This is a genomic window from Acidiferrimicrobium sp. IK, from assembly GCF_025499425.1.
GTDB lineage: Bacteria > Actinomycetota > Acidimicrobiia > Acidimicrobiales > Palsa-688 > Acidiferrimicrobium.
The window spans coordinates 111,258-135,996 of the sequence record NZ_JAIMCB010000009.1; the positions used below are offsets into that span (position 1 = coordinate 111,258).

The following is a 24,739-nucleotide window of genomic DNA, read 5'->3' on the forward strand; positions in this document are numbered from 1 at the left end:
CCTGAGGGACAACCCGGCCTCCCGGCCTGAGCGATCGCCCGGCGTGGAGTGGTCGCTGCCGGCCGGGACGCTCAGCCGTCGAGCAGCCCGGCCACGCCAGCCGCGACCCGGTCGAGGACGGCGTCGGCGCCGGCTCGGGCGGCCGCGAGATCCGGGGTCGGTGGCTGGCGGGCCTCCAGGTAGGCCTTGATCTTCGGTTCGGTGCCGCTGGGGCGGACCACGACCCGGCACCCTTCGAGCTGGAAGACGATGGCGTCGGTAGGCGGCAGGCGGCCGCCGCGCGAGAGATCCTCGACCGACAACACCTTCACGCCGCCGATGTCGGCTGGCGGTGCGCTTCTCAGCTTGGCCGCCACCGTCTCGGCAGCCGGGGCGGAGGGCAGGCGGCGGGACACCTGGCGGGTGGCGTGCACCCCGTAGCGTCGCTCGATGTCGTCGACGCGGTGGAGGAGCGTCCTTCCCCGAGCGCGGTCGGCGGCGGCCAAAGCCAAGACGGCGAGCGCGGCCCCGATGCCGTCCTTGTCGGCTACCGCGTCGCCGACCAAGTACCCGAGGGCCTCCTCGTAACCGAACACCAGGCGGCCGCCCGCCACGCCGGCCGCGCCCCGCGCGATCCACTTGAAGCCGGTGAGGGTCTCCACCCAGGTGGCTCCGGCGTCGGCCGCTATCGCCGCCAGCATGGTGGAGGACACCAGGGAGCTGGCCACGACCCGCTGCTCGGCGGCCCCGCCCGCGAGACCGGGCCCGACCTCCCCGGCGAGCACCGCGGCGCCGAGCAGCGCGCCGAGCTGGTCGCCGGTCATCACCCGCCATCCTCCCTGAGCGGCCGGCTCCGCGACCGCGACCGCCAGGCGGTCGCCGTCGGGGTCGTTGGCCAAGACCAAGTCGGCGCCGAGAAGGCGGGCGTCGGCTAGGGCCAGGTCCATGGCCCCGGGCTCCTCGGGGTTGGGGAACGCCACGGTCGGGAAGTCCGGGTCGGGGGCGGCCTGAGCGGCGACGTGGTGGACAGGCGGGTGGCCGGCGCGGGCGACGGCCGCGTCGAACAGACCGGTGGACACCCCGTGCATGGCTGTGTGGACGACTCGCAGCAACCCGGCGCCGTCTGGGGCTGGGGCCATCGCGGCCACCGAGTCGAGGTACGCGTCGGTCACTGACCGGGGGACGGTCACGATGCGAGGGTCGCCGGCGGGGGCGACCGGGACCCCGGCGAGAGGCCCGACCGCGGCGATGGCCGCCTCGACGGCGTCGGCGGGAGACGGAAGGATCTGGGCGCCGTCGCCGACGTAGAGCTTGTAGCCGTTGTCGGCGGCGGGGTTGTGGCTGGCGGTGATCATGATGCCGGCCGCGGCGCCGAGGTGGCGGGTGGCGAAGGCCAGGAGAGGCGTCGGCTGGGCCGGGGCGAGGACCAAGGCGGGGATCCCGGCGCCGGCCAGCACCGCCGCGGTCTCCTCCCACAGTTCCCGTGAACGGTGGCGAGCATCGCATCCCACGACGACGCCCCGAGTGGCGGCGTCGGGCGTTTCGGCCCGCAGCCAGGCAGCCACGCCGGCGGTGGTGGCCCGGACCACCGCCCGGTTGAGACGGGCCGGGCCGGCGCCGACTGGGGCTCGCAGCCCGGCGGTGCCGAAGTGGAGCCCGCCGGCGAAGCGAGCCGCGAGGTCGGCAGCGGCGTCGTCACCCGCCGGTCCCCCGGCCGACGCCGCGGCGAGCAGGTCCTTCAAGAAGCGGCGGTCGCCTTCGTCGGGATCGTCCGCGATCCACGCTTGCGCCTTCCGGCGCAAACCGGGGTCGACGGGGAGTTTCACCGGGCCGCGGCGACGTCGACGGCGACCGCCAGCAGCCTCCCGAGGTCGGCGGTGGCCGCGGTGCCAGCGGCGACCACTTCGGCGTGGTCGAGGGCCTCGCCGGTCACTCCGGCGGCCGCGTTGGTGACCAGCGATATCCCGAGCACCGCGGCGCCGCCGTGGCGGGCGGCGATGGCCTCGTGGACCGTCGACATGCCGACCAGGTCGGCGCCGAGCGTGCGCAGCATGCGGATCTCGGCCGGTGTCTCGTAGTGGGGGCCGGGCAGGCCGGCATAGACCCCTTCGGCCAGCGTGGCCGGACCGCCGGGAGGCAGACCCCTGGACGCGGCGGCCACCGCGACCTGGGCGCGCAGCGAGGCGCTGTAGAGGTCGGTGAGGTCGACGAAGCGCGGTCCGTGCGGCTCGGGCGGCGCCGGCCCCGACAGCGGGGAGCGTCCGGTCAGGTTGAGGTGGTCGCTGATCAGCACCGCCTGCCCAACCCGGTACGTCGGGTTGATCCCGCCGGCTGCGTTGGTGAGCACGACGGTCCGGCACCCCGCGGCCAGCGCGGTGCGAACCGCGTGGACGACGGCGTGGAGGGGGTGACCCTCGTACGCGTGGACCCGCCCGACGAACACCAGCGCCCGCCCCTCGCCGCGAGCCACCGACCGCACGGTCCCCGAGTGGCCGGCGACGCTGGCGGCGCGTCCGCCCAGGTCGGCCATCGCCATCTCCATGCTGGGCGGGCCGAGGGCGTCGGCGGCCGGCGCCCATCCCGAGCCGAGGATCACCGCAACGTCGTGGGCGGCGACACCGCTGCGGGCCGCCAGGGTGGCCGCAGCCTCCTCGGCGTGCTCGTAGGGGTCGAAATTGTCGTCGGCGCCGGTCATGACTTCACGTACGGCCGTCCGTCGGCTGCCGGCGCCCGGACCTTGCCGACCAGCCCGGCGACCACCAGGATCGTCGCGGCGTACGGCAGCATCAGCAGCACGTCCGAAGGGATGGGCGTGCCGAGGATCGACAGGACGTTTTGCAGGGCGTCGGCGAAGCCGAACACCAGCGCCGCTCCGACCGCTCCGAGCGGGGTCCAGCGGCCGAAGATCAGCGCCGCGAGCGCGATGTAGCCCTTCCCGGAGGAGATGTCCTTGCCGAAAGCCCCCACCGAGCCGATGGTCAGGTAGGCCCCGCCCAGACCGGCGACCAGGCCGCCGAGTATGACGTTGCGGTACCGGGTGGCGAGCACCCTGATGCCGACGGTCTCCGCGGCGACTGGATGCTCACCGACGGCTCGTACCCGCAAACCCCACCGGGTGTGGAACAAGAACGCCTGCACCAGGAACAGGGCGCCATACGTGAGGTACAAGAACACGTTGGAGTCGAAGAACACCGGTCCGATTATGGGGATGTCACCGAGGACGGGCACCTTCCAGTTGCGAAACACCGGGGGCTGGTTGAGGGTCCGCTGGTAGGTCACCAGGATCCGGTCGTAGAGGTAACCGGTCAGCCCGGACGCGAAGACGTTGAGGACCACTCCTAGCACCACCTGGTCGACCACGAAGGCGATGGCGAAAGCGGCGAGCATCGCCGCGAGGAGGCCGCCGGCCAACGAACCGGTGAGCAGCCCGACCCACAGGTTGCCGGTGGCGCTGGCCGCGACCGCGGCCACGAACGCCCCGAGCAGCAGCTGGCCTTCGATGGCGATGTTGATCACCCCGGCCCGCTCGCAGAGGCACCCGGCCAGCGCTCCCAGCACGATCGGGATCGACCGGGTGGCGGTGCTCTGCAGCAAGCCGACCAGGCTCAGCGTCTGGCCGGCGGCGGCCCAGCAGAGGAACGAGACCAGGAACAGTCCGATGGCGGCCCCCATCGTGGTCCGCCGCAACGCCGGCGAGAGGTCGAGGCGGATGCGCAGTGCGCCGAGGACGATCGAGATCGCTCCGGCGACGATAGGGGTGCCACGGGCCGGGAGGGAGAGGTCGGGGACGTGGACCGACGCGCCGGCTAGGGACATACCGAACTTGGCGGTGCCGGTGTGGCCGGCCAGGCCGAACAGCGCCAGGTCCATGACCCCGAGGAGGGCCAGGGTGACGCCGGCTGCCAGCTGGCGGTCGACGGTCCGCCTACCGGTGGGGATCAGCGTGGCGGCCGTCATGGTCGCAGGCTCACAGGCGGGCACCTCACGGCTCGGTCACCACCGCCGGCGCGGCGAGGAGGGGCACGGCTTCTGCCTGCTTGGGGGTTCGCAGCCGGAACAAAGCCCGCACCAGCGGTGGAGCAGCGACGAACAAGACGATGACGCTTTGGATCACCGTGACGATCTCGATCGGCGTCTGGGTCGCCGCGACCATGGTCACCCCGCCCGCGTGGAGGGCGCCGTAGAGCAGCGACGCCAGCACCACCCCGAGCGGGGTGCCCCGCCCGAGCAGGGCGATGGTGATGGCGTCGATGCCGTAGGTACCGTAGATCTGGGGGTCGACGGTGTAGTTGGTGCCGAGCACCACGCTGGCGGCCGCCAGCCCGGCCAGGCCGCCGGCGATGAGCATCACGAGGATGTAGCCGCGCTCGACGTTCATCCCGGCGCCGCGCGCGGCGCGGGCGTTGGCGCCCACGGCGCGGATCTCGAAGCCGAGAGTGCTGCGCTTGAGCAGCCACGACACCGCTGCCGCGGCGGCCAGCGCCACCAGGATCCCGGCGTTGATCCGCAGCGACGCCCCGGCCAGGTGAGGCAGGCGGGCGGTGCCGTGCATGAACGGGGTGATGGGGTCGCTGCGCCCCGGACGGCGGAACGGGGAGGTACCGAGGACGTAGAGCAGGAAGTACTCCGCGACGTAGTTGAGCATGATCGTGACGATCACCTCGTTGGCGCCGGTCCGGGCCCGGAGGAAGCCGACGAACCAGCCCACCGCGGCGCCGCCGGCGAACCCGCCCGCGACGGCCACCACCACGTGGATGAACGGCGGGAGCGAGACGGCGAAGCCCAGGTACCCGGCGACGATCGCCCCGCCGATGAACTGGCCGGTGGCGCCGATGTTGAACAGGCCGGCCCGGAACGGAAGCATCACCGCCAGGCCGGCGAAGATCAACGGGGTAGCGTTGACGATGGTCTCGGAGATCGGGTTGAACACGGCGGTCACCGACCCGCCGCGAGAGGCGGCTGAGACCGTGTGGAAGTTGACGATCGCCCCGCGGAACATGGCCGAGTAGGCGGCGCTGGCCGAGTCCCACGCCGCGCCCAGCGCGGCGCCCGGCGCCGAGAAGAAGTGGCCCATCTTCCCCAGCACGTGCGGGTCGGAGAAGGCGATGAGGATCCCGCCGATCACGATGGCAGCCACGACTGCCAGGACGGTGACCGTCGTCGAGCTGCCCTCCACGATCGCCTCGACAAAGGCCGCCACGAAACCCTTGGGCCCCTCGGCGGGATGCTCCCCCGACGGCCGGGGGTCGGTGGCGGGCGCGGCGGCGGTCACGACCCGGCCCCGCTCACGACGCGCCAGGTCACGACGCGGCCTCGGCCGGCGCGTCGCGGTGGGCGCCGCTCATCAGGAGGCCGAGCTCCTCCCGGCTGACCGTCGGCGGCCGGATGCCGATGATCCGCCCGTCGCTCATGACCGCGATGCGATCGGCCAGGGCGTAGATCTCGTCGAGCTCGGAGGACACGATCAACACGCCGGCGCCGCCGTCGCGCGCCGCGACGATCCGCTTGTGGACGAACTCGATGGAGCCGATGTCGAGGCCGCGCGTCGGCTGCGACGCGACGAGCAGGTTGACCGGGCGCGACAGCTCCCGGGCCAGGATGACCTTCTGCTGGTTGCCGCCCGACAGTGTGCGCACCGGCACCTCCGACGAGCGGGTCCGGACGTCGAACTCGGCGATCTGGCGGGCGGCGATGTCCCGAAGGGCGTCGAGGCGCAGCGCCGGCCCCCGGGAGTAGGGGGCCTGGTCGTATACGTCGAGAGCCAGGTTTTCGGCGATGGTGAAGTCACCGACCAGGCCGTCGTCCTGGCGGTCCTCGGGGACGTAGCCGACGCCGGCACGCAGCACTGTCCTGGTGTCGGCGCCGGTGAGGTCGTCACCGGCGATGGTCACGGTGCCGGCCAGCGCAGGGCGAAGGCCGAGGAGCGACTCGCACAGCTCGGTCTGCCCGTTGCCCTGCACGCCGGCTATGCCGACGATCTCCCCCCGGCGCACCTCCAGCGAGAAGTCGTTGACCGCCGTGCCGCCCAGGTCGTCGGCCACCGTCAGGCCGCTGATCGCGAGCACCACCTCCCCCGGCGCGGCCGGGCCCTTCTCGACGCGGAGGCGGACCTCCCGCCCGACCATCGCCGCGGCCAGCTGCGCGTCGGTGGCGGTCGGCGCCAGGTGCTCGACGACCTTCCCCTGCCGGATGACCGTCACCTGGTCGGCGACGGCCTGCACCTCCCGCAGCTTGTGGGTGATGAAGACCACCGACCGCCCGCTCGCCTGCAGCGACTTGAGGATGGCGAACAGCTCGTCGGTCTCGCCGGGGGTGAGCACCGCGGTCGGCTCGTCGAGGATGAGCACCTCCGCCTGACGGGCCAGGGACTTGATGATCTCCACCCGTTGCTGGGTGCCCACCGGCAGGTGCTCGACGACCGCGTCGGGGTCGACGTCGAGGTTGTAGCGGGCCGACAGCTCCTTCACCTCGCGCCGGGCCCGGCGCCGGTCGAGCAGCCCGAGGCGGCCGGCCACGCGGAGGTGGGGCAGGGACCGGACCGGTTCGATGCCGAGCGTGACGTTCTCCGCGACGGTGAAGACCGGGACCAGCATGAAGTGCTGGTGAACCATCCCGATGCCGGCCGCGATGGCGTCTTTGGGGTTGGCGAACGAGACCGGCTTGCCGTCGATGACGATCTGGCCCTCGTCGGGCTCGTAGAGCCCGTAGAGCACGTTCATCAGCGTCGACTTGCCGGCCCCGTTCTCACCGAGCAGGGCGTGGATCTGCCCCGGTTCTACGTCCAGGTCGATGTGGTCGTTGGCGACCAGCGACCCGAACCGCTTGGTGATGCCTCGCAGTTCGAGGTGCAACCGGCGTCCCCGCGCCTAGCTCGACGCCGGTGCGCTCGGCGACGCCACCTTGATGCTGCCGCTGATGATGCCCTGCTTGACGGTGGCCAGCTCGGTTTGCAGGGACTGGGGGACGTCCTTGGCGTAGGGCGCCAACCCAACGCCGTTGTTGGCCAGGGTCCCGACGTAGTTGCCGCCCGTGAAGCTGCCCTTGGCCGCGTCGGTCGCGGCCTTGGCCACCGCCACCGAGATGCCCTTGACGACGCTCGAGTAGAAGAGGCTGCAGTACTGCGGGGCGCTCACGCACCCGTCGGTGTCGACCCAGAGCAGGTGAACGCCGTTGCCGTTTTGCTGGGCGGCCGCCGCGGCACCCAGGCCGACGTTGCCGGCGACGGGGAAGATGATGTCGGCTCCCTGCTGGATGAACGCCAGGGTGTCGGACTTGCCCTTGCTCTGGTCGGTGAAGTCACCGGTGAAGGTCCCGTTCTGGGTCGCTTCGTTCCATCCGAGGACCTTGACGTGCTTGCCGTGCTGGGAGTTGTAGTACTGCACCCCGTCGTAGAAGCCGTCCATGTACACCGTCACCGTCGGCAGCTTCTGGCCGCCGAAGGTGGCGACCGTGCCGGTCTTGGTCATGCCGGCCGCCAGGTAACCGCCGAGGAACCCGGCCTGGGCGGTGTTGAAGATCAAGCCGAGCACGTTCGGAAGCGGCGGCGAGTAGTTGTAGTCGACGATCGCGAACTTCTGGTTGGGGTTGGCCTTGGCCGCGGCCTGGGTGGCGTCGCCCATCAAGAACCCGACGGTGACGATGATGCCGCAGCCCTTCTGGACCAGGCTGTTGATGTTGGGGGTGTAGTCGCTCTCCGTCGTGGAGGGCACGTAAGAGGGGACGATCGCCGGGTCGGAGGCCGCGGCGTCCTTCAGGCCCTGGTAGGAGGAGGCGTTGAACGACCGGTCGTCGATGCCGCCGGTGTCGGTGACCATGCACGCCTGGAACTTGGTGCCGCCGGACCCGCCGCTCGAGGCCGCGGTCGTCGCGGTGGTGGCGCCGGCCGCGGTGGTCGCCGGCGTGGACGACGGCTTGGAACTGCCGCATGCGGTCGCCACCAGCCCGGCGACTGCGACAACGGACGCAACTCTCGTAAACCGTCTCACGTGCGACCTCCTTGCGACGGCACCCCACAGCGCCGCTCGGCCAAACATAGCCACCGCGTCGGGAGCCCGGCGCGATGAGCGGGCCTACCATGAGGCGGTGACCGAGCCCCGACCGACGCTCGAGCAGATCCGGCGGGTGCCGAAGGTGCTGCTCCACGATCATCTCGACGGCGGGCTGCGAGCCCAGACGGTCATCGAGCTGGCCGACGAGATCGGCTACCGGGACCTGCCGACCGACGACCCGGTCCTCCTGGCCCAGTGGTTCACCGACGGCGCTGACCGTCAGGACCTGCCGAAGTACCTCGACGGGTTCCGCCACACCGTCGCGGTCATGCAGAGCGCCGACGCCCTCGCGAGGGTGGCGCGCGAGTGCGCCGAGGACCTGGCCGACGACGGCGTCGCCTACGCCGAGATACGCTACGCCCCGGAATTGCACCAAAGCGGCGGCCTCGGCCTCGACGAGGTGGTGGAGGCGGTGACCGCCGGTTTCGCTGAAGGGTCGGCCGGCCGGCCGATCACCGTCTACAGCCTGCTGACCGCCATGCGCACCGCGGCGCAGTCGCTGTCGATCGCCGAGGTCGCGGTCCGCCACCGCGACTCGGGGGTGGTCGGCTTCGACATCGCCGGGGCCGAGGCCGGCAGCCCGCCGACCCGGCACCTAGACGCGTTCGACTTCGTCCGCCACTCGAACTTCCACATCACCATCCACGCCGGCGAAGGGTTCGGCCTGCCGTCGATCTGGGAGGCGCTGCAGTGGTGCGGCGCCGAGCGCCTCGGCCACGGCGTCCGGCTCATCGACGACATCTCGCTCGACGACGCCGGGCACGCCACGCTCGGTCCGCTGGCGTCGTACGTGCGCGACCGGCGCATCCCCCTCGAGATGTGCCCGACGTCCAACGTCCACACCGGCGCGGCCGCGTCGCTGCACACCCATCCGATCGGCTTGCTGCGCCGGCTGGGGTTCCGGGTCACGGTCAACACCGACAACCGTCTGATGAGCGGGGTGACGGTGAGCGGCGAGCTGCAGCAGATGGTCGAGCAGTTCGACTACGGGTGGGACGACCTGCAGTGGCTCACCATCAACGCCATGAAGAGCGCTTTCGCCCACTTCGACGAACGCCTGGCGCTGATCAACGGGCGCATCAAGCCGGGCTTCGCGGCGGTGCGCGCCGAGGCGGCCCTGCCGGCGTGAACGGCACCGTCGGGCCGGGACCGGCGACGCCGGACTGGGAGCGGCTGCGCGGCGCGGCGCGGGAGGTGGCCGGCCGGGCTCACGCCCCCTGGTCGGGCCTGTCGGTAGGCGCCGCGGGCCTGTCGGACGACGGGACGCTGCTGGCCGCGTGCAACGTCGAGAACGCCTCGTACGGGCTGACCCTCTGCGCGGAGTGCGGGCTGGTCTCGATGCTGCGCGCCGGGGGCGGTCACGCACTGGTGGCGCTCAGCGTGGTGGCCGGCGACGGCGGGCCGCTGACGCCGTGCGGGCGGTGCCGTCAGGTCCTGATGGACAACGGCGGCCCGGAGATGCTGGTGGACGCCGGGCCCGGCGCGGACCCGGTCCGCCTGGCCGATCTGCTACCCGGGGCGTTCGATGCCGCGGCGCTCACCGCCCGCCGGCAGCGCGGGCCGGCGCAGTGAGCGCGCTGGACCCGGTGGCGGTCATCGCCGCCAAACGCGACGGCGGCCGGCTGCCCGACGAGACGATCCGGTGGCTCTTCGACGCCTACCTGGCCGGCCAGGTGGCGGAGGAGCAGATGGCGGCACTGCTGATGGCCATCGTGTGGCGGGGCATGGAGCCAGCCGAGCTGGCCGCCTGGACCGGGGCCATGATCGACTCCGGTGTCCGCCTCGACCTGTCGGGGATCGGCCGCCCTACGGTCGACAAGCACTCGACCGGCGGCGTCGGGGACAAGATCTCGCTGATCCTGGTGCCGCTGGTCGCGGCGCTCGGCGCCGCGGTGCCGCAGCTGTCGGGCCGGGGCCTCGGCCACACCGGTGGCACCCTGGACAAGCTGGAGTCGATCCCCGGGTGGCGCGCCGACCTTCCGCTGAGCGAGGTGCGCGCCTCGCTGGCCGAGCTGGGCGGGGTGATCTGCGCGGCGAGCGCCGACCTGGCTCCCGCCGACCGTCGGCTCTACGCCCTGCGCGACGTAACTGCGACCGTCGAGTCGATCCCGCTGATCGCCAGTTCGATCATGTCGAAGAAGATCGCCGAGGGTACCGAGGCGTTGCTGCTCGACGTGAAGGTGGGCAGCGGTGCGTTCATGACCGAGCTGGGCGCGGCCCGGCGGCTGGCGGAGACCATGATCGCCCTGGGGGAGGCCCACGGCGTGCGGACCGCGGCTCTGCTCACCGCGATGGACACCCCCCTCGGCGAGGCGGCCGGCAACGCGGTGGAGGTCGCGGAGTCCCTCGAGGTGCTCTCCGGGCGCGGCCCGGCAGACGTGCGGGCGCTGGTCGTGGCCGAGGCCGAGGTCATGCTCCGCCTAGCGGGCATCGACGCAGACCCCGCCGCGGCCCTCGACGACGGGCGGGCGCTGGCCAAGTGGCGGGAGCTGATCGGCCGCCAGGGCGGCGACCCCGACGCGCCGCTACCGGCCGGGCGGGAGCTGGCGGTGGTCACGGCGCCGGCCTCGGGGTACGTGACCCGTCTCGACGCCCGGGCCGTGGGGGTGGCGGCGTGGCGGTTGGGGGCCGGCCGGGCCCGCCCGGGCGATTCGGTTTCGGCCACAGCCGGCGTGCTCTGCGTCGCCAAACCGGGGGCGGAGGTGGAGAAAGGAGCGCCGGTGCTGCGCCTGGTCGGCGACGACCCGAGCCGGGTGGACGCGGCCCTCGACGCGCTGCGCGGGGCGATAGGTATCGGACCCGAGCTTCCCCCGCCGGCGCCGCTGGTCATCGAGTCTCTCGGGTGAGGCGCCGCTGGCGGCGGGTCACTCCGCCCCGTCGTCGACCTCTTGCAGCCATCCCCGGGCGTGGGCCCGGGCCCAGCGCCGGCTGACGGTCCCCCGCCACATGGAGCGAAGCGCCTCGGGGTCGCGCACCGCGTAGGTGACGTGGCCGGCCACGACGGCGACCACTGCGGCGGCCAGCCAGTCGTGGGTGTAGGTGGCGCCGGTCCGCCACGACAGCGGCCACGGATGGAACCAGAACATGATCACCCCGGTGGCGAGCATCACCGCGACGACCCCGGCGGTGAACGCCGCGTTGAGCTTCTGGCCGGCGTTGAACTTCCCGTCGAGGAGAGTGGCGCGCCCCGCGGTCCGGGACCGCCGGCCGGCCAGCGCCAAGCGCAACCACACCCTGTCGTCGACGCTCCACCGGTTGAAACGGCGCAGATCGGCCCGGTACCGCCGGCTGGCCAGGCCGGCCAGCAGCGGGATCGGCGCCGCGAGCCCGGCGCCCAGGTGGATGTCCTCGACCAGCCGGCGTCGGCCGACCAACGCCATGAGCGGCGAGAAATACAGCGCCGCGGCGGTGACGATGAGCACCCCGAACACCGCCGCGTTGGCCCAGTGAACCGCCCGCTCCGCCCGGTCGAAACGCTCGACCGGCGTGTCGCCGGCGGCGGGATCAGCTCGTTGCCGGATCGTCTCGGCCATTGCTTCCACCTACCCAGGCGTTCACGTCGTAGTTGCCGACCGTCTCCCAATACCCGGGTTCGACCTGGTCGGTGACGGTGATTCGCGACAGCCACTTGCAGGACTTGTAGCCGTACATCGGCGCCACGTACAGGCGGACCGGGCCGCCGTGCGCTCGGCTGACCGGGCCGCCGAGCATCGAGTACGCGACGATCACGTCCGGGCGGCGGGCCTGGTCGAGGGTCAGGCTCTCGGTGTAGGTCCCGTCGAAGGACTCGAAGCGCAGCGCGCTGCCCGACGGCTGCACCCCGGCCCGCTCGAGCAGGTCGGCCACGGTCACCCCCTGCCAGTGCACGGCCGGCACCCGCCAGCCCGTGACGCACTGGAAGTCCTTGACCAGCGTGGTGGCCGGCATCGCCTGCAGGTCGGCGATGCTCAGCTGCAGCGGGGCGGCGACGCGCCCGTCGACCCGCAGCCGGTAGGTGGAGGGGTCAGCGGCCGGGTAGCCGTCGGTGACGGTGTAGATCTGGAAGTTGTCGCCGCCGGGGAGCAGCGCGCTGAGCCCGGTCGGGTCGCGGCTGGTGAGCGGGCGGAGGGCGGCGTCGACGCCGCGCTGGATCCGGGACCCGGCGACGACGCCGAGCGCTCCGACGCCGAGCATCCCGAGCACCACCCGGCGTCCCACCGGTTTGGGCGCCGGGGCGCCGGGAGTCCCCTCCCCGGCCGGCGCCGGTCTGGGCCCGGCATCCGCCGGATCGAGCGCGTCGCCCCTTTTCACAACTCCAGTTGTACGACTATCCCGGAGTGCGGTGGCGCCACGTCACCGAATCGTAAGCTCCGGACGGAAGATCCGGGTCCGGCCGCGGGCCACGATCTCCTTGGCCAGGGCCGCGAACGCTTCGGCGACCTCGCCGGCCTGGTCGGCGACGGTGACCGGCTGCCCGCTGTCGCCTCCCTGGCGCAGCGCGGTGGCCAGCGGGATCTGCCCGAGCAGGGGAACGCCCAGCTCGCCGGCCAGTTCCTGGCCTCCCCCGGCGCCGAAGAGCTCGTAGCGCTTGCCGTCGTCGCCGGTGAACCAGCTCATGTTCTCGATGACGCCGCGGAGCGGGAGGTTGATCTTCTTGGCCATGTACGCGGTGCGCTGCGCGACCCGCTTCGCCGCCTCCTGCGGGGTCGTCACGACGTAGATCTCCGAGCTCGGCAGGTACTGGGCCATCGACAGGGCGACGTCGCCGGTGCCGGGCGGCATGTCGATGAGCAGGAAGTCCGGCGTCCCCCACTCGACGTCGACTAGGAACTGCTCCAGCGCCTTGTGCAGCATCGGCCCGCGCCACATCACCGGCTGGTCCTCGTCGACGAAGAACCCGACCGACATGCACCGCACGCCGTACGCGACCGGCGGGACCATCTTGTTGTCGCGTACCGTCGGGTCGGCGTCGATGCCGAGCATCCCGGGGATGGAGAAGCCGTAGACGTCGGCGTCGAGGATGGCGACGTCGAAGCCGGCCTTCACCAGCGAGATGGCCAGGTTGACGGTGACCGACGACTTTCCGACCCCGCCCTTGCCGGAGGTGATCCCGATGACCCGGGTCGGGCTGGCCGGGTCCTGGAACGGGTTGGCCTTGCCTTCCTCGTGACCGAGGGGCTGCTGGCCGCCGGCCGGCGCCTGGGTGCCGTGGCTGTGGCCGGCGTGGCTCTGGCCGGCCTGGCCTTGGGCGCCATGCATCGCCTGCATGCGCTGGCGGACCCGGTCCAGCTCGTCGGGGGTCATCACCGTCAGCTCGACGGTGACACCCTTGACTCCGGGCAGGGGGGACACCGCCGCGGTCACCCGGCGGGTGATCTCGTCGCGCAGAGGGCAGCCCGGCACGGTGAGCGCCACGGTCACCGCCACCCGCCCCCGTTTGATGTCCACGGCTCGCACCATGTCCAACTCGACGATGCTGACGTGCAGCTCGGGATCGGTCACCGGACGGAGGGCGTCGATCACCTGCTCTTGGCTCAGGCCCATGGCTCCTCGGGGGGTGCTGTGTCGTCGGTTTGCCGGCCCCGTAGTGGCGCCGGCGCTTTTGCACTACCCGCGTAGGTAGAATACCCGTGTGGCACAGCTAGCCCCCATCCCGGGGGACACCGACCAGGTTGACCCGGCCGCGGTCGTCGCGAACCTGGACGGCCCGGACGGCGGCGCGGCGCTGACCGACTCGGAGTTCTCCGCGGCGGTCGCCGCGGTGACCTCGGCGTTCGGGGATCCGACCCGCCGGCAGATCTATCTGTTCGTGCGGGACCGGGCCGGCGGCGTGACCGCCTCGGACGTGGCGGCCCACTTCGGTCTCCACGCCAACGTCGCCCGCCACCACCTCGACAAGCTGTCCGCCGGCGGGTACGTGGAGGTGTTCGTGCACCGCCCCGGATCCCCGGACGCCGCGGCCAAAGGCGCCGGGCGGCCCTCCAAGCGTTACCGGGCTTCGGCGGCGCGCGCCACCGGCCTCGGCGTCCCGCACCGCACCGACGACCTGCTGATCGTGCTGCTCGGGCGGGCTCTGGCGCTGGTCCCGGTCGCGGAGGCCGAGAGCATGGCCGAGTCGGTCGGCGAGGAGTACGGCCGGCGGCTGGCGTCGCAGATGTCCTGCGGGGAGGGGCAGCGGTCGTTCAGGGCTGCGCTGCACGCCATCGCGGAGGCGCTCACCGCTCACGGGTTCGCGGCCCACGCCGAGGCTAGAGGCGGGGGTCTGGCTCTGATCAAAGACACCTGCCCGTTCTTCGACACGGCCAAGTCCAACCCGGTGGTGTGCGCCGTCGACCGGGGCATGGTCAAGGGCATGCTGGCCGGCCTCTACGGCGAGGCCGTCCCGGCGAGCGAGTCGTCCCGGGCCCTCGGCGACGCCGCCTGCGTCACCGTGGTGTGACCGCCGGGCGGGCCTACCTCGACCACGCGTCGACGTCGATGCTGCGGCCCGCTGCGCTGGACGCGATGGTCCCGTGGCTGAGCGCGGCGGACCCGGGCCGGGTGCACACCGAAGGGCGGATGGCCCGCGCCGCGCTGGAAGACGCCCGGGAGCAGGTGGCGTCGCTTCTCGGGACCCGGCCCCGCCAGGTGGTGTTCACTTCCGGCGCGACCGAGTCGATCAACGCCGCGGTGCACGGCGCCTTGGCCCGGGCCGGGGACGGCCGGTCCGAGGTGGTCGGCCCGGCGGTGGAGCATTCCGCGGTCCGTGAAGCGTCGGAGAGGCGCGCCGCGACGGTCACCTGGACGCCGGTCGACCGCACCGGGCGGGTCGAGGTCGGCGCGCTCCTCGACGCGATCGGCCCCGCGACGGCGCTGGTGCACTGCCAGCTGGCCAACCACGAGGTCGGCACCTTGCAGCCGGTGGCCGAGGTGGTGGCCGCCTGCCGGGAGCGGGGGGTGCTGGTCCACGTCGACGCGGCCACCGCGGCCGGCCACGTACCGGTCGGCTTCGACGACTTGGGCGCCGACCTCCTGTCGGTAGCCGCCCACAAGCTGGGCGGTCCCCGAGGCGCCGGCGCCATGCTCGTGCGCCGAGGCCTGCGGATCCCCCCGCTGCTCGTCGGCGGAGCCCAGGAGCGGGACCGGCGGGCCGGGCTGGAGGACGTGGCGGCCATGGTCGGCTTCGGAGCCGCCGCGGCCGAGCTGCTGCGCACCGGCCCCGGCGCGGAGCCGACCGGGCTGGACGCGGAGGCGGCTCGGGCCGCCGGCCAGATCCAACGGCTGCGGGCCGCCGCGACGGCCATCCCCGGCGTCGAGGCCTTCGGGCCCGACGACCCCGCCGAGCGGGTCCCCCACATCTTGTGCCTGGGCGTCGACGGCGTCGAGGCCGAGGCGGTGCTTCTCGGCTTGGATCAGGCCGGCGTCGCCGCGCACTCAGGGAGCGCGTGCAGCTCCGAGACCCTCGAGCCGTCGCCGGTCCTCGAGGCTATGGGCGTCGCCGCCGAACGGTCGCTGCGCTTGTCTGTCGGCTGGTCGACGACCGACGCCGACATCGACCGGGCCGCCGGCGCTCTGGGGGCGGTCATCAGCCGGTTGCGCGACCTGCGCCGCCCCTGACCGTTCGCCGCCCCTGACCCTTTCCCGTCCCTGACCCTTTCCCGTCCTTGATCCGGACGTCGGCCGCCTCCGGGCGTCAGCGCGTCGGGCTCAGCGCCGGCCGCGAAGGCGGGCCACGCCGCGGAGGTCCTTCCACGCGGTGCGCATGATCCGGACCCGGGTGTCGGGGTCGTCGACCCAGGTGACGGGCACTTCGGTGATCCGCAACCCCCGCCGCTCGGCCAGCACCAGCAGCTCGGTGTCGAAGAACCACTCGTCGTCGACCACATCGGGCAGCAGGTCGCGCGCCGCTTTGGTCCGCATCGCCTTGAACCCGCACTGCAGGTCGGTGATTCGGGTTCCGAGCGCCAGGTGAGCGATGGCTAGGTAGCCCCGGGAGATGACCTCCCGCCTGGTCCCCCGGCTCACCTGCGAGCCGGGCAGACGCCGGGAGCCGACCGCCAGGTCGTACTCGTCGCGCAGCAGCGGCTCGACCAGCGGGGCCAGCGCGGCCAGGTCGGTTGACAAGTCGACGTCCATGTACGCCACGACGGTGGCGTCACTGCTGCTCCACGCCCGGCGGATCGCGCCGCCCCGACCCTTGCGGTCGAGGTGGAGCGCGGCGATCCCCGGCGTGGAGGCGGCCAGGTCGGAGACGATGGCGAAGGTGTCGTCGGTGCTGGCGTTGTCCACGACGGTGATGACCGCCGAGCAGGCGACGGCGTCGTCGAGCCACGCCCGCAGGCGTTCGACGTGGGAGCGGACCTGCTCCGCCTCGTTGTAGACGGGGACGACGACCTCGAGGTCGATGGGCGAGCTCAGGTGAACCAGCCGCCGAGGTTGAACAGCACCTGAAACACGACCGCCAGCGCCACCGACGAGGTGAGCGCCGCGGTCCACAGCCGCTCACCGCGCCAGCGGGCGGCGACCAGGTAGAGCGGCACCAGGCACAGCACGTAGCGGACGTCGGACTCCGGGGAGCTGCCGTGGACCGGACCGTTGGCGACGACGCCGACCATCGACACCAGCGCCGGCGCCAGCATCCACCACAGGTCGCGCTCCCGGCGGGCCCACCGCAGCAGGACCACGAACCCGACCACCGCGGCGACCACCGACGCGTCGTCTAGGAGATAGACCGCGGTGATATTGGCCGAGCCGGGGCCGGTGACATCCCGGTGAAGCAGGTGCTGCAGCGAGCCGACCAGCGGGTGGAACGGCCAGGTGGCGGCGCGTCCCCAGTACTTCTGGGCTCGGAACTCCTCGATCGGGTTGCCGTAGCGAACCCACAAGAACACGGTGAACGCCACGAAGCCGGCTTCGCTAGCCGCGGCCAGCACCACCGCCCGCAGCCACCGCCGGCGCGGTTCGAGGAGGCACCAGAGGACCACCGCCAAGCCCACCGCGGCGCCTTCCGGGCGGGTCAGCGCGGCCAGGCTGGCGAACGCCGCCGCCCACCAAGGGTGTCGCTCCCGGAGCGCGACGAGGGTCCAGGCGAACAGGGCGATGAAGGTGCTCTCGGCGTAACCCGCGATGAGTAACACCGAAGCCGGGAACCACACGAGCAGCCACCCGGCCCGCGCCGGCGCCCCCTCGGGGAGCAGGTCCCGGGCCAGGCGGACGACCCCCCAGGTCGCGAAGAACAGCGACACCCAGCTGACCGCTAGTGCCGCCGGCTGGTAGCCGATCCGGCCCAGGTGCTCGACGGCCCGGGCGGTCTCCGGGTAAAGCGGGAAGAACGGGCTCCACGCCGGCTGATCCTTGGGGTAGCCGCTGGTCGCGACCGACTGGTAGAAGAACGCGTCCCAGGAGAACAGGGCGCCGGTGCCGGAGGTGGCTTTGTTGCCGGCGGCGAGCGGGAAGCCCCGCAACGGCAGCACGCTGAGAGCGAAGCGGCCGACGAGCAGCCCCAGCCCAACCCGGGTAGCGGTGGCCAGCGCGGCCACCGCGGCCGGGGCATGCCACCACCGGCGCCGAGCCGGGCCGGGGGCCGGCGAGGTAGCGACGGCAGGAGGTCCCCCGGCGGTCACCAGCTGCAGTTCGGACTCGTCGAGCAACGTGAGCAACGCTCCAGGGATCGGGCGCCGCCGCGGCGGCCGGCGGCGGCCGCTTTGCTGACCGCCGGCGATGAGGTTACCCGTACGACCAGCGGCGGGCAGCGACCGGGCGCCGCCGCTATCCCTGCGGCGTGGTTACCGTCGGGGCCTTGCGTGCGGCGCCGGCCTGGGCCTGGGCCAGGGCCTGGCGGACCCGTGCCACCAGCGCCGGGTCGGGGTTGTGGGCCAGGTACCACTGCAGGTCGCTGACCGCGTTGGCGTAGTCACCTTCGGCCAGGTAGGAGACGCCTCGGTACACCCGAGCCGGCGGGTACGTCGGGTCCACGCGCACGGCCCGGCTGAGCATGCCGATGCCTTGGGTCAACAGCTGGGGCTGCTGGGTCTGGGCCAGGATCCACCCCTCCGACGCCAGCGCCTCCACCTGGTTGGGGTTCTGCTTGAGCACCGCCTGGAGGTCCTTGAGGGCGGTCACCGCGTCGCCTTTGGCGGTGGCCTGCTGGGCGGCGAGGAGCAGCTTGGCGACCTGTTCTTGGCCGACCGCCTGACCCGACGCCACCTCGCCGGGGAGGCGGGTTCCGGTCGCGGCGACTACGGCCCAGGCGATCCCGCCGGCCGCCAGTGCGGCCGCCACCGTCACCGCGGCGACCCGCCGCCGCCCGCGGCGCCAGCGCCGTGACGATGCGACGGCGGGCGGCGGTTCCTGGCTCGCGTCAGTGGCCTCGGGGCCTCCGGCGAGAGCGGGACCGACGTCTCCTCCTGCCGACCCGTCTCCTGCCGACCCGTCTCCTTCCGGCGCGTATTCTGCCGACCCGTCGCTGGTTTGCGGCGCGTCGAGGGCTTCGAGGCGGCGCAAGACCGCGGCGGCGCGGGCGGTGTAGTCGGAGCGCAAGGCCGCGTAGTCGACGTCGTCGATGTCGCCGGCGGCCCGCTCCGACTCGAGGTCGCGCAGCGACCGGAGGAAGAAATCGCGTTCCTCCTCGAGCACCGCCCGGGCCGGCCCGGCGTGGCCGGCGCGGACCTCGCTCACTCCCCTCCCTCTCCGACCGGCCCGGCGCGCCCCGGCCCGGGCCCGTCGCCGGCTCCCGCCGTCCCGTCGCCGGCTCCCGCCGTCCCGTCGCCGAGGGCCCGGGCCACCAGCGCCTCGTCCTCGGGACGGGCTCCCGGCCCGGTCGCCATGACCCCGCCGCGTCCGGCCGCTGCTGCGGCCGGCCGGCGCCACCGGGCGAAGGCCAGGGCCAGGCCGGCCGCGCCGACGACCACCACCCCGATCGGGATGATCCATACCAGCAGTCCGATACCACGGGCCGGGGGTCGCTCGAGGATGCTCGTTCCGTAGGCCCGGACGATGTTGTCGAGGACCTGGCGGGGCGGGGTGCCGGCGGCCAGCTCCTGGTGAATCTGGGTGCGGATGTCGACCGCGGCCGCGACCTGCGACTGCGCCGCGGACTCCCCTCCGCACACCGGGCAGCGGACCTGGGACGCCAGGGACATCGTGCGCTGCTCGAGGGTCGGGTGGCTGGGTCGGTTGGCCCCGACGACCAGCGCGCCGAGCGCGGCAAGGATGATCACCGCCCAGATCCCCCACCGCCGGACCAGGCTGCCGGCGCTCACGAGCCCGGCGCGGAGTAGGTGGCGATCAGCTTGTCGAGAGCGTCGGCGTTGACGCCGCCGGTGACCTTGGCCACGATCGTGCCCAGCGGATCGACCAGGTAGGACTCGGGGAGGCCCTGGGAGCCGTAGTCGACGAAGGCGTTGGTGTCGTCGACGACCGGCCACGTGGCGTGACGGTCGGCGAGGAAGCTGCGCAGCGACGCCAGGTCGGTCTCGTCCTCCTCGATGGTGATGATGGCCGGGGCGCCCGGCCCGGTATGGCGGTCCGCGAAGGCGATCAGCTGGGGCGTCTCCTCTCGGCACGGCCCGCACCACGACGCGGCGAAGTTGACCAGCAGCCACCGGCCTCGGTACGAGGCGACGGTCACGGTCTTGCCCGACTGGTCCGGTCCCGACACCGCCGGCGCCGGTTTGCCGATGAGCTGGCTGCGCGACGTGCTCTGCCCGGCCTGACTCGACGACGCCAGGACCGCCACCAACGCGGCCAGGAGCGCGGCGACGCCCAGCGAGATCCACATGATCAGCCGCCGGCGGGGAGCGGGACCCGCCGCCGGCGCGCCGCCGGACGTGGCCGGGCCGGTCATGGTCGCTCCGGTCATGACTGGGCCGCCCGCCACCCGCGCAGGCGGGGCGCCCGGGAGCGGGTGAGCGCCGGGGCGGGCTCGGGGTCAGCTCCGGCGGGTTTCGCCACCATGTCCTCGACCGATCCGCCGTCGTCGGGAAGCGCCGAGACCGGGTCCGTCGGCCGGCGCCGCCGCTTGCCGGGGAACGCGGCCAGCCCCGTGCCGAGCAGGATGATCCCACCGCCGATCCACACCCACATGACCAGCGGCTCGACGGTCACCCCGATGGTCGCCGCCCCGTTGGCGGTCGCCGGCGGGTTGGCCAGCGTCAAGTACAGGTCGTCGTTGAGCCGGCTGCGCACCGAGGGGGTGCCGACGGTGTCGGCGGCGATCGGGTACTGGCTGATGGCCGGGGCGTACACCTGGCCGCCGTCGACGCGGACCCGGGCCGACAGGGTGCTCTTCTGGCTGTCCGCGGTGCTGCGCATGCCGAGGTACTGGAAGCTGTGCCCCTCGAAGCGAGCGGTCTGCCCGGGAGCGAGGGCCAGCGTGGTCTGGTGGGTGTACGAGTGGCTGGCCGCGAACGCCACCGCGATGACCACCACCCCGAGGTGGACGATCATCCCGCCGTTGACCCGCCCGACCAGCCCCCGCCGGCCCTGGCGGCGGACGGCCAGCACCAGCTGGCGCAGCGCCGAGGTCGCCGCGAACGCGCCCAGACCGAAGGCCAGCAGCGGGTTGAGCCCTCGGACGCCGAACACCACGCACAGCAGCAGGCACAGCGCCGCCGCGCCGGCAGGCCAGCGCAGGCGGGTGCGCAGCAGCTCCGCCGAGGCTTTGCGCCACGGCAGGACCGGCGCCACCGCCATCAAAAACAGCAGGCAGACCACGATCGGCATGGTCAGCTGGTTGAAGTACGGGGCGCCGACGGTGATGTCGGACCCGTTGACGGCCTGCGCGATCAACGGGAAGACCGTCCCGAGCAGCACCACCAGCGCGAAGGCGCCGAACAGGAGGTTGTTGGCGAGGAACGCGCCCTCCCGCGACACCGGCGAGTCGATCATCCCCGGCGAACGCAACCGGTCGCCGCGCCAGGCCAGCAAGCCGACCGCGGTGGCGACCACCACGCCGAAGAACCCGAGCAGCTCCGGCCCGATGTTGGAGTTGGAGAAGGAGTGCACGGAGTTGAGGACCCCGGAACGGGTGAGGAACGTACCCAGGATGGTCAGGGAGAAGGTGGCCATCACAAGCGAGAGGTTCCAGACCCTGAGCATCCCGCGGCGCTCCTGGACCATGACCGAGTGGATGTAGGCGGTGGCGGTCAGCCACGGGATGAACGCGGCGTTCTCCACCGGGTCCCACGCCCAGAATCCGCCCCATCCGAGGACCTGGTAGCTCCACCACGCCCCGAGGACGATGCCGATGGAGAGGAACGCCCACGCGAACAGGGTCCAGCGGCGGGTCTCGACCATCCACCCCTCGCCGACCCGGCCGGTGATCAGGCTGGCCACCGCGAACGCGAAGGGGATGGTGAAGCCGACCAGGCCCAGGTAGAGGAGCGGCGGGTGGAACGCGACCAGGAGATGGTCCTGCAGCAGCGGGTCGGGACCCGGGCCGTTGGTCACTGGAGCGCCGGACAGACGGTCGAAGGGGTCCGACGCGCTCAGCATGAGCCCGAAGAAGAAGGTCGCGACGAGGAACCCCACCACGGTGGCCCACGCCACCAGCGGGTCGGTGATCCTCGCTCGGAAGTGGACCGCCATCGCCGCCAGGTAGCCGGCCAGGACCAAAGCCCAAAGCAGGATGGAGCCCTGCAGATCCGACCACATCGCAGTGATACGAAACAGCAGCGGCGTGCCGTTGCCGTCGTTGTGGGCCACGTACGCCAGCGTGTAGTCCCGGGTTATCAGGGCGTGCTGGAGGGCGACGGTGGCGATCACCGCTCCAAGGAGGACCACCCACACGTAGCTGCGCCCGGTGCGCATCAGCCGGTCGCGGCCCTTCACCACGCCGACGGTGGTGGTGACCGCGCCGGCCACCGCGCCCAGCAACGCCAGGAGGATGGCGGCGACGCCGACCGACGCGTTCACGGCGCGCTCGTCGCGGTGGTGGGCAGCTGGGACTTCAGCCGGTCGGGGTGGGACTCGACGTAGTTGGCGGTGTGCTTGACCATGATCTGGAACGCCGAGTAGTAGCTGCCCTGCCAGTGGCCTTCGAGCACGACGGGGATCCCGACCTTGAACAGCTGCGGCGGCTGCTGCGAGTCGATGACGTGGACGCTGACGTTGTTGGCGATGACGTCGAACTCGGTGCCGGACGGGTCGTGGCGGATGCCCGGCTCGACGGTTCCCTCCAGGCGGAACTGGCTGGTGCCGAGCCTCGCCTTGTCGGCCACCGCCTGGTCGGCGGTCTTGAAGTACTGGGTGGCGTTGGACAGACCCTGGAAGGCGAGGAACCCGAGGGCGGCGAGGATCACCAGCCCGGCGACGACCTGCCGGCGGCGCGACGCCAGCCACCCCCGCCTCGACCGCAGCGGCTGAGAAGGTGGAGAAATTGTGTCTACTGCCATGTGCGCTCCTCGGGGGGAAGGGAGCGGGACAGGACCCGGCCCCGATGCAGCACCCGCCAGACGTAGGCAACCACGCCGAACGCGGTGACGCCGTAACCGGCCCAGACGTAGCTCATCGGACCGGGGCCTCGGGCGCGGGCGCCGCCGCTTCAGGGGAAGGGGACGCGGCGGCGCCGGTACCCTCTGCCCGCCGCTGGGAGAGGGCCAGGGCGAAGCCCTCGTGCTCGTAGCGGTCCTCGAGCAGCTCGACGCGGTAGCGGTGGATCAAGACCCAAGCGAACAGCAGGCAGAACGCCACGAACGACAGCGAGATGGTGGCCAGCTGCCAGCCGTGGATGGTCGGATTGGACCGGGTGATGGTGTTGCCCTGGTGCAAAGTCTGCCACCAGTTGGTGGCTTCCCGGTCGACGGGCACCACCAGGAAGCAGACGATGGCGGCCACCGCGGAACGCCGGGCCCGCCCTTCGGGTGAGCCGCCGGTGCGGCGCAGCCCCAGGTAGCCGATGAACACCGCGAACAAAAGGGCGGTCAGGGTCAGGCGGGCGTCCCAGGTCCACCACACCCCCCACGACGCCCGGCCCCAGATGGATCCGGTGGCCAGCGTCAACGCGCAGAACATCACCCCGACCTCGGCCGACGCCCCGGCCAGGGCGTCCCAGCGCCGGCTGCGGGTGCGGGGCCACAGCCACGCCAGGCTCGACAACGCGCACACCCCGAAACCGAGGTAGGCCACGGTCGCCACCGCCGGATGCACGTAGATGAGCCGCACCAGCTGCCCCTGCACCACGTCGGGCGGGGACACGACCAGCCCCAGCCAGGCGGTCAGGGCCAGGGCGACGAGCGCCACGACGCCGAGGACCCGGGTGGTGAGGTTGCCGGTGCCGGGGTGGCGGGACGGGGCCGCGGGGGCGGCGTTGGTTGTCATGCTTCCTCCAGGAGGGTGCCGAAGCCGAGCACCCCGAGGGTCAAGTAGATCGCGGCGAAGCAGCCGAGCAGGGTCAGCCACCGCCAGCCGTTGTCAGCGGACAGCCCGAGAGCGGCCCGCCACGCCTGGGTGGCGGCGAGGAGGACCGGGGCGACGACGGGCAGGATGAGCAGCGGCAGGAGGGTCTCGCGGACCTTGAGACCGGCGGCCATGATCCCGTAGACGGTGCCGGCCGCGCCGAGCCCGGCGGTGGCCAGCACGGCGGTCGCGATCAGCAGCAGCGGGTCGTGTAGCCCGGTGCCGTAGAGGATCACGATCCCGACTCCGAGCAGGACCTCGAGCCCGGCGAGCACCGCGGCCACCGCCGCGGCCTTGCCGAGGAAGATGCCGGCGGGGTCCAGCCCGGAGAGGCGCAGACCGTCGCGAGCCCCGTCGGCGGCCTCGATGGCGAAGCTGCGCTGCACTGCCAGCAGCGAACACAGCAGCACCGCCACCCAGAACAACCCGGGCCCGGCTTGCACCAGCAACGGGCGGTTGGAGTCGAACGCGAAACCGAACAGCAGGAGGATCACCAGGGCGTAGGGGGCGACCTGGTTGGTGGCGACCCGGCTGCGGGCCTCGACCCGCAGGTCCTTGCCGGCGACGAGCAGCGCGTCACGCCACATGGGCGGCGCCTCTCGACTCGGATCCGTCGGGGGCCAGGTCCTCGGCGGGTGCGGACGGCTCGGGGGTGAGGGCGTTGACCACGCCGCCGGCCACCTCGACGACGCGCCCGGCCAGCGCATGGGCCCGGTCTTGTTCGTGCGAGGCCAGCACCACCGTCGCCCCTTTGACCACTGCGGTTCGCACCAGGGCGTCCAACAGGTCGCGGTGCTCGGCGTCGAGGCCGGCGTGGGGTTCGTCGAGCAGCCACAGCTCGGGGGCCCTGGCCACGAGCACCGCCAGCGCCACCCGCCGTCGCTGGCCGGCCGACAGGCCGCCGACGGGGGTGCTGGCCAGTCGCCCGGTCAGTCCCAGGGTGTCCAGAGCGGCGTCGACTCCGTCGGCCCGCCCGCCTGCGGCCCGAACCGCGAAGCGGACGTTCTCGCTCACCCGCAGGTCGTCGTAGAGCGCCGAGTGGTGGCCGAGCAACCCGACGCGCCGGCGTACCGCCCGCGGGTCGGCGATCAGGTCGGACCCGAGCACCTGGGCGCTGCCCTGCACGACCGGGAGCAGACCGGCGCAGGCCCGCAGGAGGCTGGTCTTGCCGGCGCCGTTGGGACCCTGGAGCAGCACGATCTCACCCCGGGCGACGTCGAAGTCGACGCCGGCCAGGACTGGGAAGCGCCCGACGAGCGCGACGGCGCTGCGAAAGCGGATGGCGGGATCGACCACGGACCCCTAACGGTACTTAGTGCTGCCCCCGTATCTCCATCCGGGGCAGCGTGACACCCGTC

Annotated in this window: 25 protein-coding genes; 5 read left to right on the forward strand and 20 right to left on the reverse strand. The window is 72.7% G+C overall.

Features of this window, described 5'->3' with window-relative positions; all coding sequences use genetic code 11:
- Window positions 1-71: 71 nt before the first annotated feature.
- Genes K6U06_RS15760 through K6U06_RS15785 form a run of 6 tightly spaced genes read right to left on the reverse strand, consistent with a single transcriptional unit; the run spans window position 72 to window position 7,964 of the window.
- Window positions 72-1,805 carry a phospho-sugar mutase gene (locus K6U06_RS15760; protein WP_262322908.1) on the reverse strand — a complete coding sequence of 578 codons (1,734 nt, stop codon included), beginning with the start codon at window positions 1,803-1,805 and terminating at the stop codon, window positions 72-74.
- Window positions 1,802-2,674 (reverse strand): purine-nucleoside phosphorylase, encoded by an 873-nt coding sequence (locus tag K6U06_RS15765; protein WP_262322909.1) that lies wholly within the window; start codon window positions 2,672-2,674, stop codon window positions 1,802-1,804. Before K6U06_RS15765 ends, K6U06_RS15760 begins: the two co-directional genes overlap by 4 nt.
- Entirely contained in the window at window positions 2,671-3,936 is a 1,266-nt protein-coding gene (locus K6U06_RS15770; RefSeq protein WP_262322910.1) for an ABC transporter permease, read from the reverse strand. The genes K6U06_RS15765 and K6U06_RS15770 overlap by 4 nt, the downstream gene beginning before the upstream one ends.
- Before the next feature lie 25 nt (window positions 3,937-3,961).
- A complete protein-coding gene (locus K6U06_RS15775; RefSeq protein ID WP_262322911.1) occupies window positions 3,962-5,251 on the reverse strand; it encodes an ABC transporter permease in 1,290 nt (429 codons plus the stop codon).
- 28 nt (window positions 5,252-5,279) lie between these two features.
- Window positions 5,280-6,830 carry an ABC transporter ATP-binding protein gene (locus K6U06_RS15780; protein ID WP_262322912.1) on the reverse strand — a complete coding sequence of 517 codons (1,551 nt, stop codon included), beginning with the start codon at window positions 6,828-6,830 and terminating at the stop codon, window positions 5,280-5,282.
- 15 nt (window positions 6,831-6,845) lie between these two features.
- Window positions 6,846-7,964, reverse strand: coding sequence for a BMP family protein (locus K6U06_RS15785; RefSeq protein ID WP_262322913.1), 1,119 nt, complete (start codon window positions 7,962-7,964; stop codon window positions 6,846-6,848).
- A gap of 97 nt (window positions 7,965-8,061) precedes the next feature.
- Between K6U06_RS15785 and K6U06_RS15790 the strand changes: the two genes are divergently transcribed.
- The 3 genes from K6U06_RS15790 to K6U06_RS15800 are packed head-to-tail and all read left to right on the forward strand — an operon-like array spanning window position 8,062 to window position 10,873.
- Window positions 8,062-9,156, forward strand: coding sequence for an adenosine deaminase (locus K6U06_RS15790; protein ID WP_262322914.1), 1,095 nt, complete (start codon window positions 8,062-8,064; stop codon window positions 9,154-9,156).
- Window positions 9,153-9,599: a cytidine deaminase gene (locus tag K6U06_RS15795; RefSeq protein ID WP_262322915.1), complete on the forward strand. Its 447-nt coding sequence runs from the start codon at window positions 9,153-9,155 to the stop codon at window positions 9,597-9,599. Before K6U06_RS15790 ends, K6U06_RS15795 begins: the two co-directional genes overlap by 4 nt.
- The gene (locus K6U06_RS15800; RefSeq protein WP_262322916.1) at window positions 9,596-10,873 is read left to right on the forward strand and encodes a thymidine phosphorylase; all 1,278 of its coding nucleotides are present in this window, start codon (window positions 9,596-9,598) and stop codon (window positions 10,871-10,873) included. Before K6U06_RS15795 ends, K6U06_RS15800 begins: the two co-directional genes overlap by 4 nt.
- Before the next feature lie 18 nt (window positions 10,874-10,891).
- Here K6U06_RS15800 and K6U06_RS15805 read toward each other — a convergent pair whose 3' ends face one another.
- The 3 genes from K6U06_RS15805 to K6U06_RS15815 form a co-directional block, all read right to left on the reverse strand.
- Window positions 10,892-11,560 carry a cytochrome b/b6 domain-containing protein gene (locus K6U06_RS15805; protein ID WP_262322917.1) on the reverse strand — a complete coding sequence of 223 codons (669 nt, stop codon included), beginning with the start codon at window positions 11,558-11,560 and terminating at the stop codon, window positions 10,892-10,894.
- A complete protein-coding gene (locus K6U06_RS15810) occupies window positions 11,532-12,200 on the reverse strand; it encodes a molybdopterin-dependent oxidoreductase (RefSeq protein ID WP_410051065.1) in 669 nt (222 codons plus the stop codon). Before K6U06_RS15810 ends, K6U06_RS15805 begins: the two co-directional genes overlap by 29 nt.
- Window positions 12,201-12,359: 159 nt before the next feature.
- Window positions 12,360-13,550 (reverse strand): Mrp/NBP35 family ATP-binding protein, encoded by a 1,191-nt coding sequence (locus K6U06_RS15815; protein ID WP_262322919.1) that lies wholly within the window; start codon window positions 13,548-13,550, stop codon window positions 12,360-12,362.
- A gap of 88 nt (window positions 13,551-13,638) precedes the next feature.
- Between K6U06_RS15815 and K6U06_RS15820 the strand changes: the two genes are divergently transcribed.
- Window positions 13,639-14,445, forward strand: coding sequence for a helix-turn-helix transcriptional regulator (locus K6U06_RS15820; RefSeq protein WP_262322920.1), 807 nt, complete (start codon window positions 13,639-13,641; stop codon window positions 14,443-14,445).
- Window positions 14,442-15,602: a cysteine desulfurase family protein gene (locus K6U06_RS15825; protein ID WP_262322921.1), complete on the forward strand. Its 1,161-nt coding sequence runs from the start codon at window positions 14,442-14,444 to the stop codon at window positions 15,600-15,602. Before K6U06_RS15820 ends, K6U06_RS15825 begins: the two co-directional genes overlap by 4 nt.
- A gap of 90 nt (window positions 15,603-15,692) precedes the next feature.
- Here the strand turns inward: K6U06_RS15825 and K6U06_RS15830 are convergent, their stop codons facing one another.
- The 11 genes from K6U06_RS15830 to ccmA form a co-directional block, all read right to left on the reverse strand.
- Entirely contained in the window at window positions 15,693-16,481 is a 789-nt protein-coding gene (locus K6U06_RS15830) for a dolichyl-phosphate beta-glucosyltransferase (RefSeq protein WP_262322922.1), read from the reverse strand.
- Window positions 16,400-17,635: a glycosyltransferase 87 family protein gene (locus K6U06_RS15835; protein ID WP_262322923.1), complete on the reverse strand. Its 1,236-nt coding sequence runs from the start codon at window positions 17,633-17,635 to the stop codon at window positions 16,400-16,402. The genes K6U06_RS15830 and K6U06_RS15835 overlap by 82 nt, the downstream gene beginning before the upstream one ends.
- Before the next feature lie 118 nt (window positions 17,636-17,753).
- On the reverse strand, window positions 17,754-18,662 hold the full coding sequence (locus tag K6U06_RS15840) for a tetratricopeptide repeat protein (RefSeq protein ID WP_262322924.1): 909 nt from the start codon (window positions 18,660-18,662) through the stop codon (window positions 17,754-17,756).
- Window positions 18,659-19,246, reverse strand: coding sequence for a cytochrome c-type biogenesis protein CcmH (locus K6U06_RS15845; protein WP_262322925.1), 588 nt, complete (start codon window positions 19,244-19,246; stop codon window positions 18,659-18,661). Before K6U06_RS15845 ends, K6U06_RS15840 begins: the two co-directional genes overlap by 4 nt.
- Window positions 19,243-19,845: a TlpA family protein disulfide reductase gene (locus tag K6U06_RS15850; RefSeq protein WP_262322926.1), complete on the reverse strand. Its 603-nt coding sequence runs from the start codon at window positions 19,843-19,845 to the stop codon at window positions 19,243-19,245. Before K6U06_RS15850 ends, K6U06_RS15845 begins: the two co-directional genes overlap by 4 nt.
- On the reverse strand, window positions 19,842-21,899 hold the full coding sequence (locus tag K6U06_RS15855; protein ID WP_262322927.1) for a heme lyase CcmF/NrfE family subunit: 2,058 nt from the start codon (window positions 21,897-21,899) through the stop codon (window positions 19,842-19,844). Before K6U06_RS15855 ends, K6U06_RS15850 begins: the two co-directional genes overlap by 4 nt.
- Entirely contained in the window at window positions 21,896-22,378 is a 483-nt protein-coding gene (locus K6U06_RS15860) for a cytochrome c maturation protein CcmE (RefSeq protein ID WP_262322928.1), read from the reverse strand. The genes K6U06_RS15855 and K6U06_RS15860 overlap by 4 nt, the downstream gene beginning before the upstream one ends.
- Window positions 22,369-22,494, reverse strand: coding sequence for a hypothetical protein (locus K6U06_RS15865; RefSeq protein ID WP_262322929.1), 126 nt, complete (start codon window positions 22,492-22,494; stop codon window positions 22,369-22,371). Before K6U06_RS15865 ends, K6U06_RS15860 begins: the two co-directional genes overlap by 10 nt.
- Window positions 22,491-23,303: a cytochrome c biogenesis protein CcsA gene (gene ccsA / locus K6U06_RS15870; protein ID WP_262322930.1), complete on the reverse strand. Its 813-nt coding sequence runs from the start codon at window positions 23,301-23,303 to the stop codon at window positions 22,491-22,493. Before ccsA ends, K6U06_RS15865 begins: the two co-directional genes overlap by 4 nt.
- Window positions 23,300-23,968 (reverse strand): heme exporter protein CcmB, encoded by a 669-nt coding sequence (locus K6U06_RS15875; protein ID WP_262322931.1) that lies wholly within the window; start codon window positions 23,966-23,968, stop codon window positions 23,300-23,302. Before K6U06_RS15875 ends, ccsA begins: the two co-directional genes overlap by 4 nt.
- Window positions 23,958-24,677, reverse strand: coding sequence for a heme ABC exporter ATP-binding protein CcmA (gene ccmA, locus K6U06_RS15880; protein ID WP_262322932.1), 720 nt, complete (start codon window positions 24,675-24,677; stop codon window positions 23,958-23,960). The genes K6U06_RS15875 and ccmA overlap by 11 nt, the downstream gene beginning before the upstream one ends.
- Window positions 24,678-24,739 lie beyond the last annotated feature (62 nt).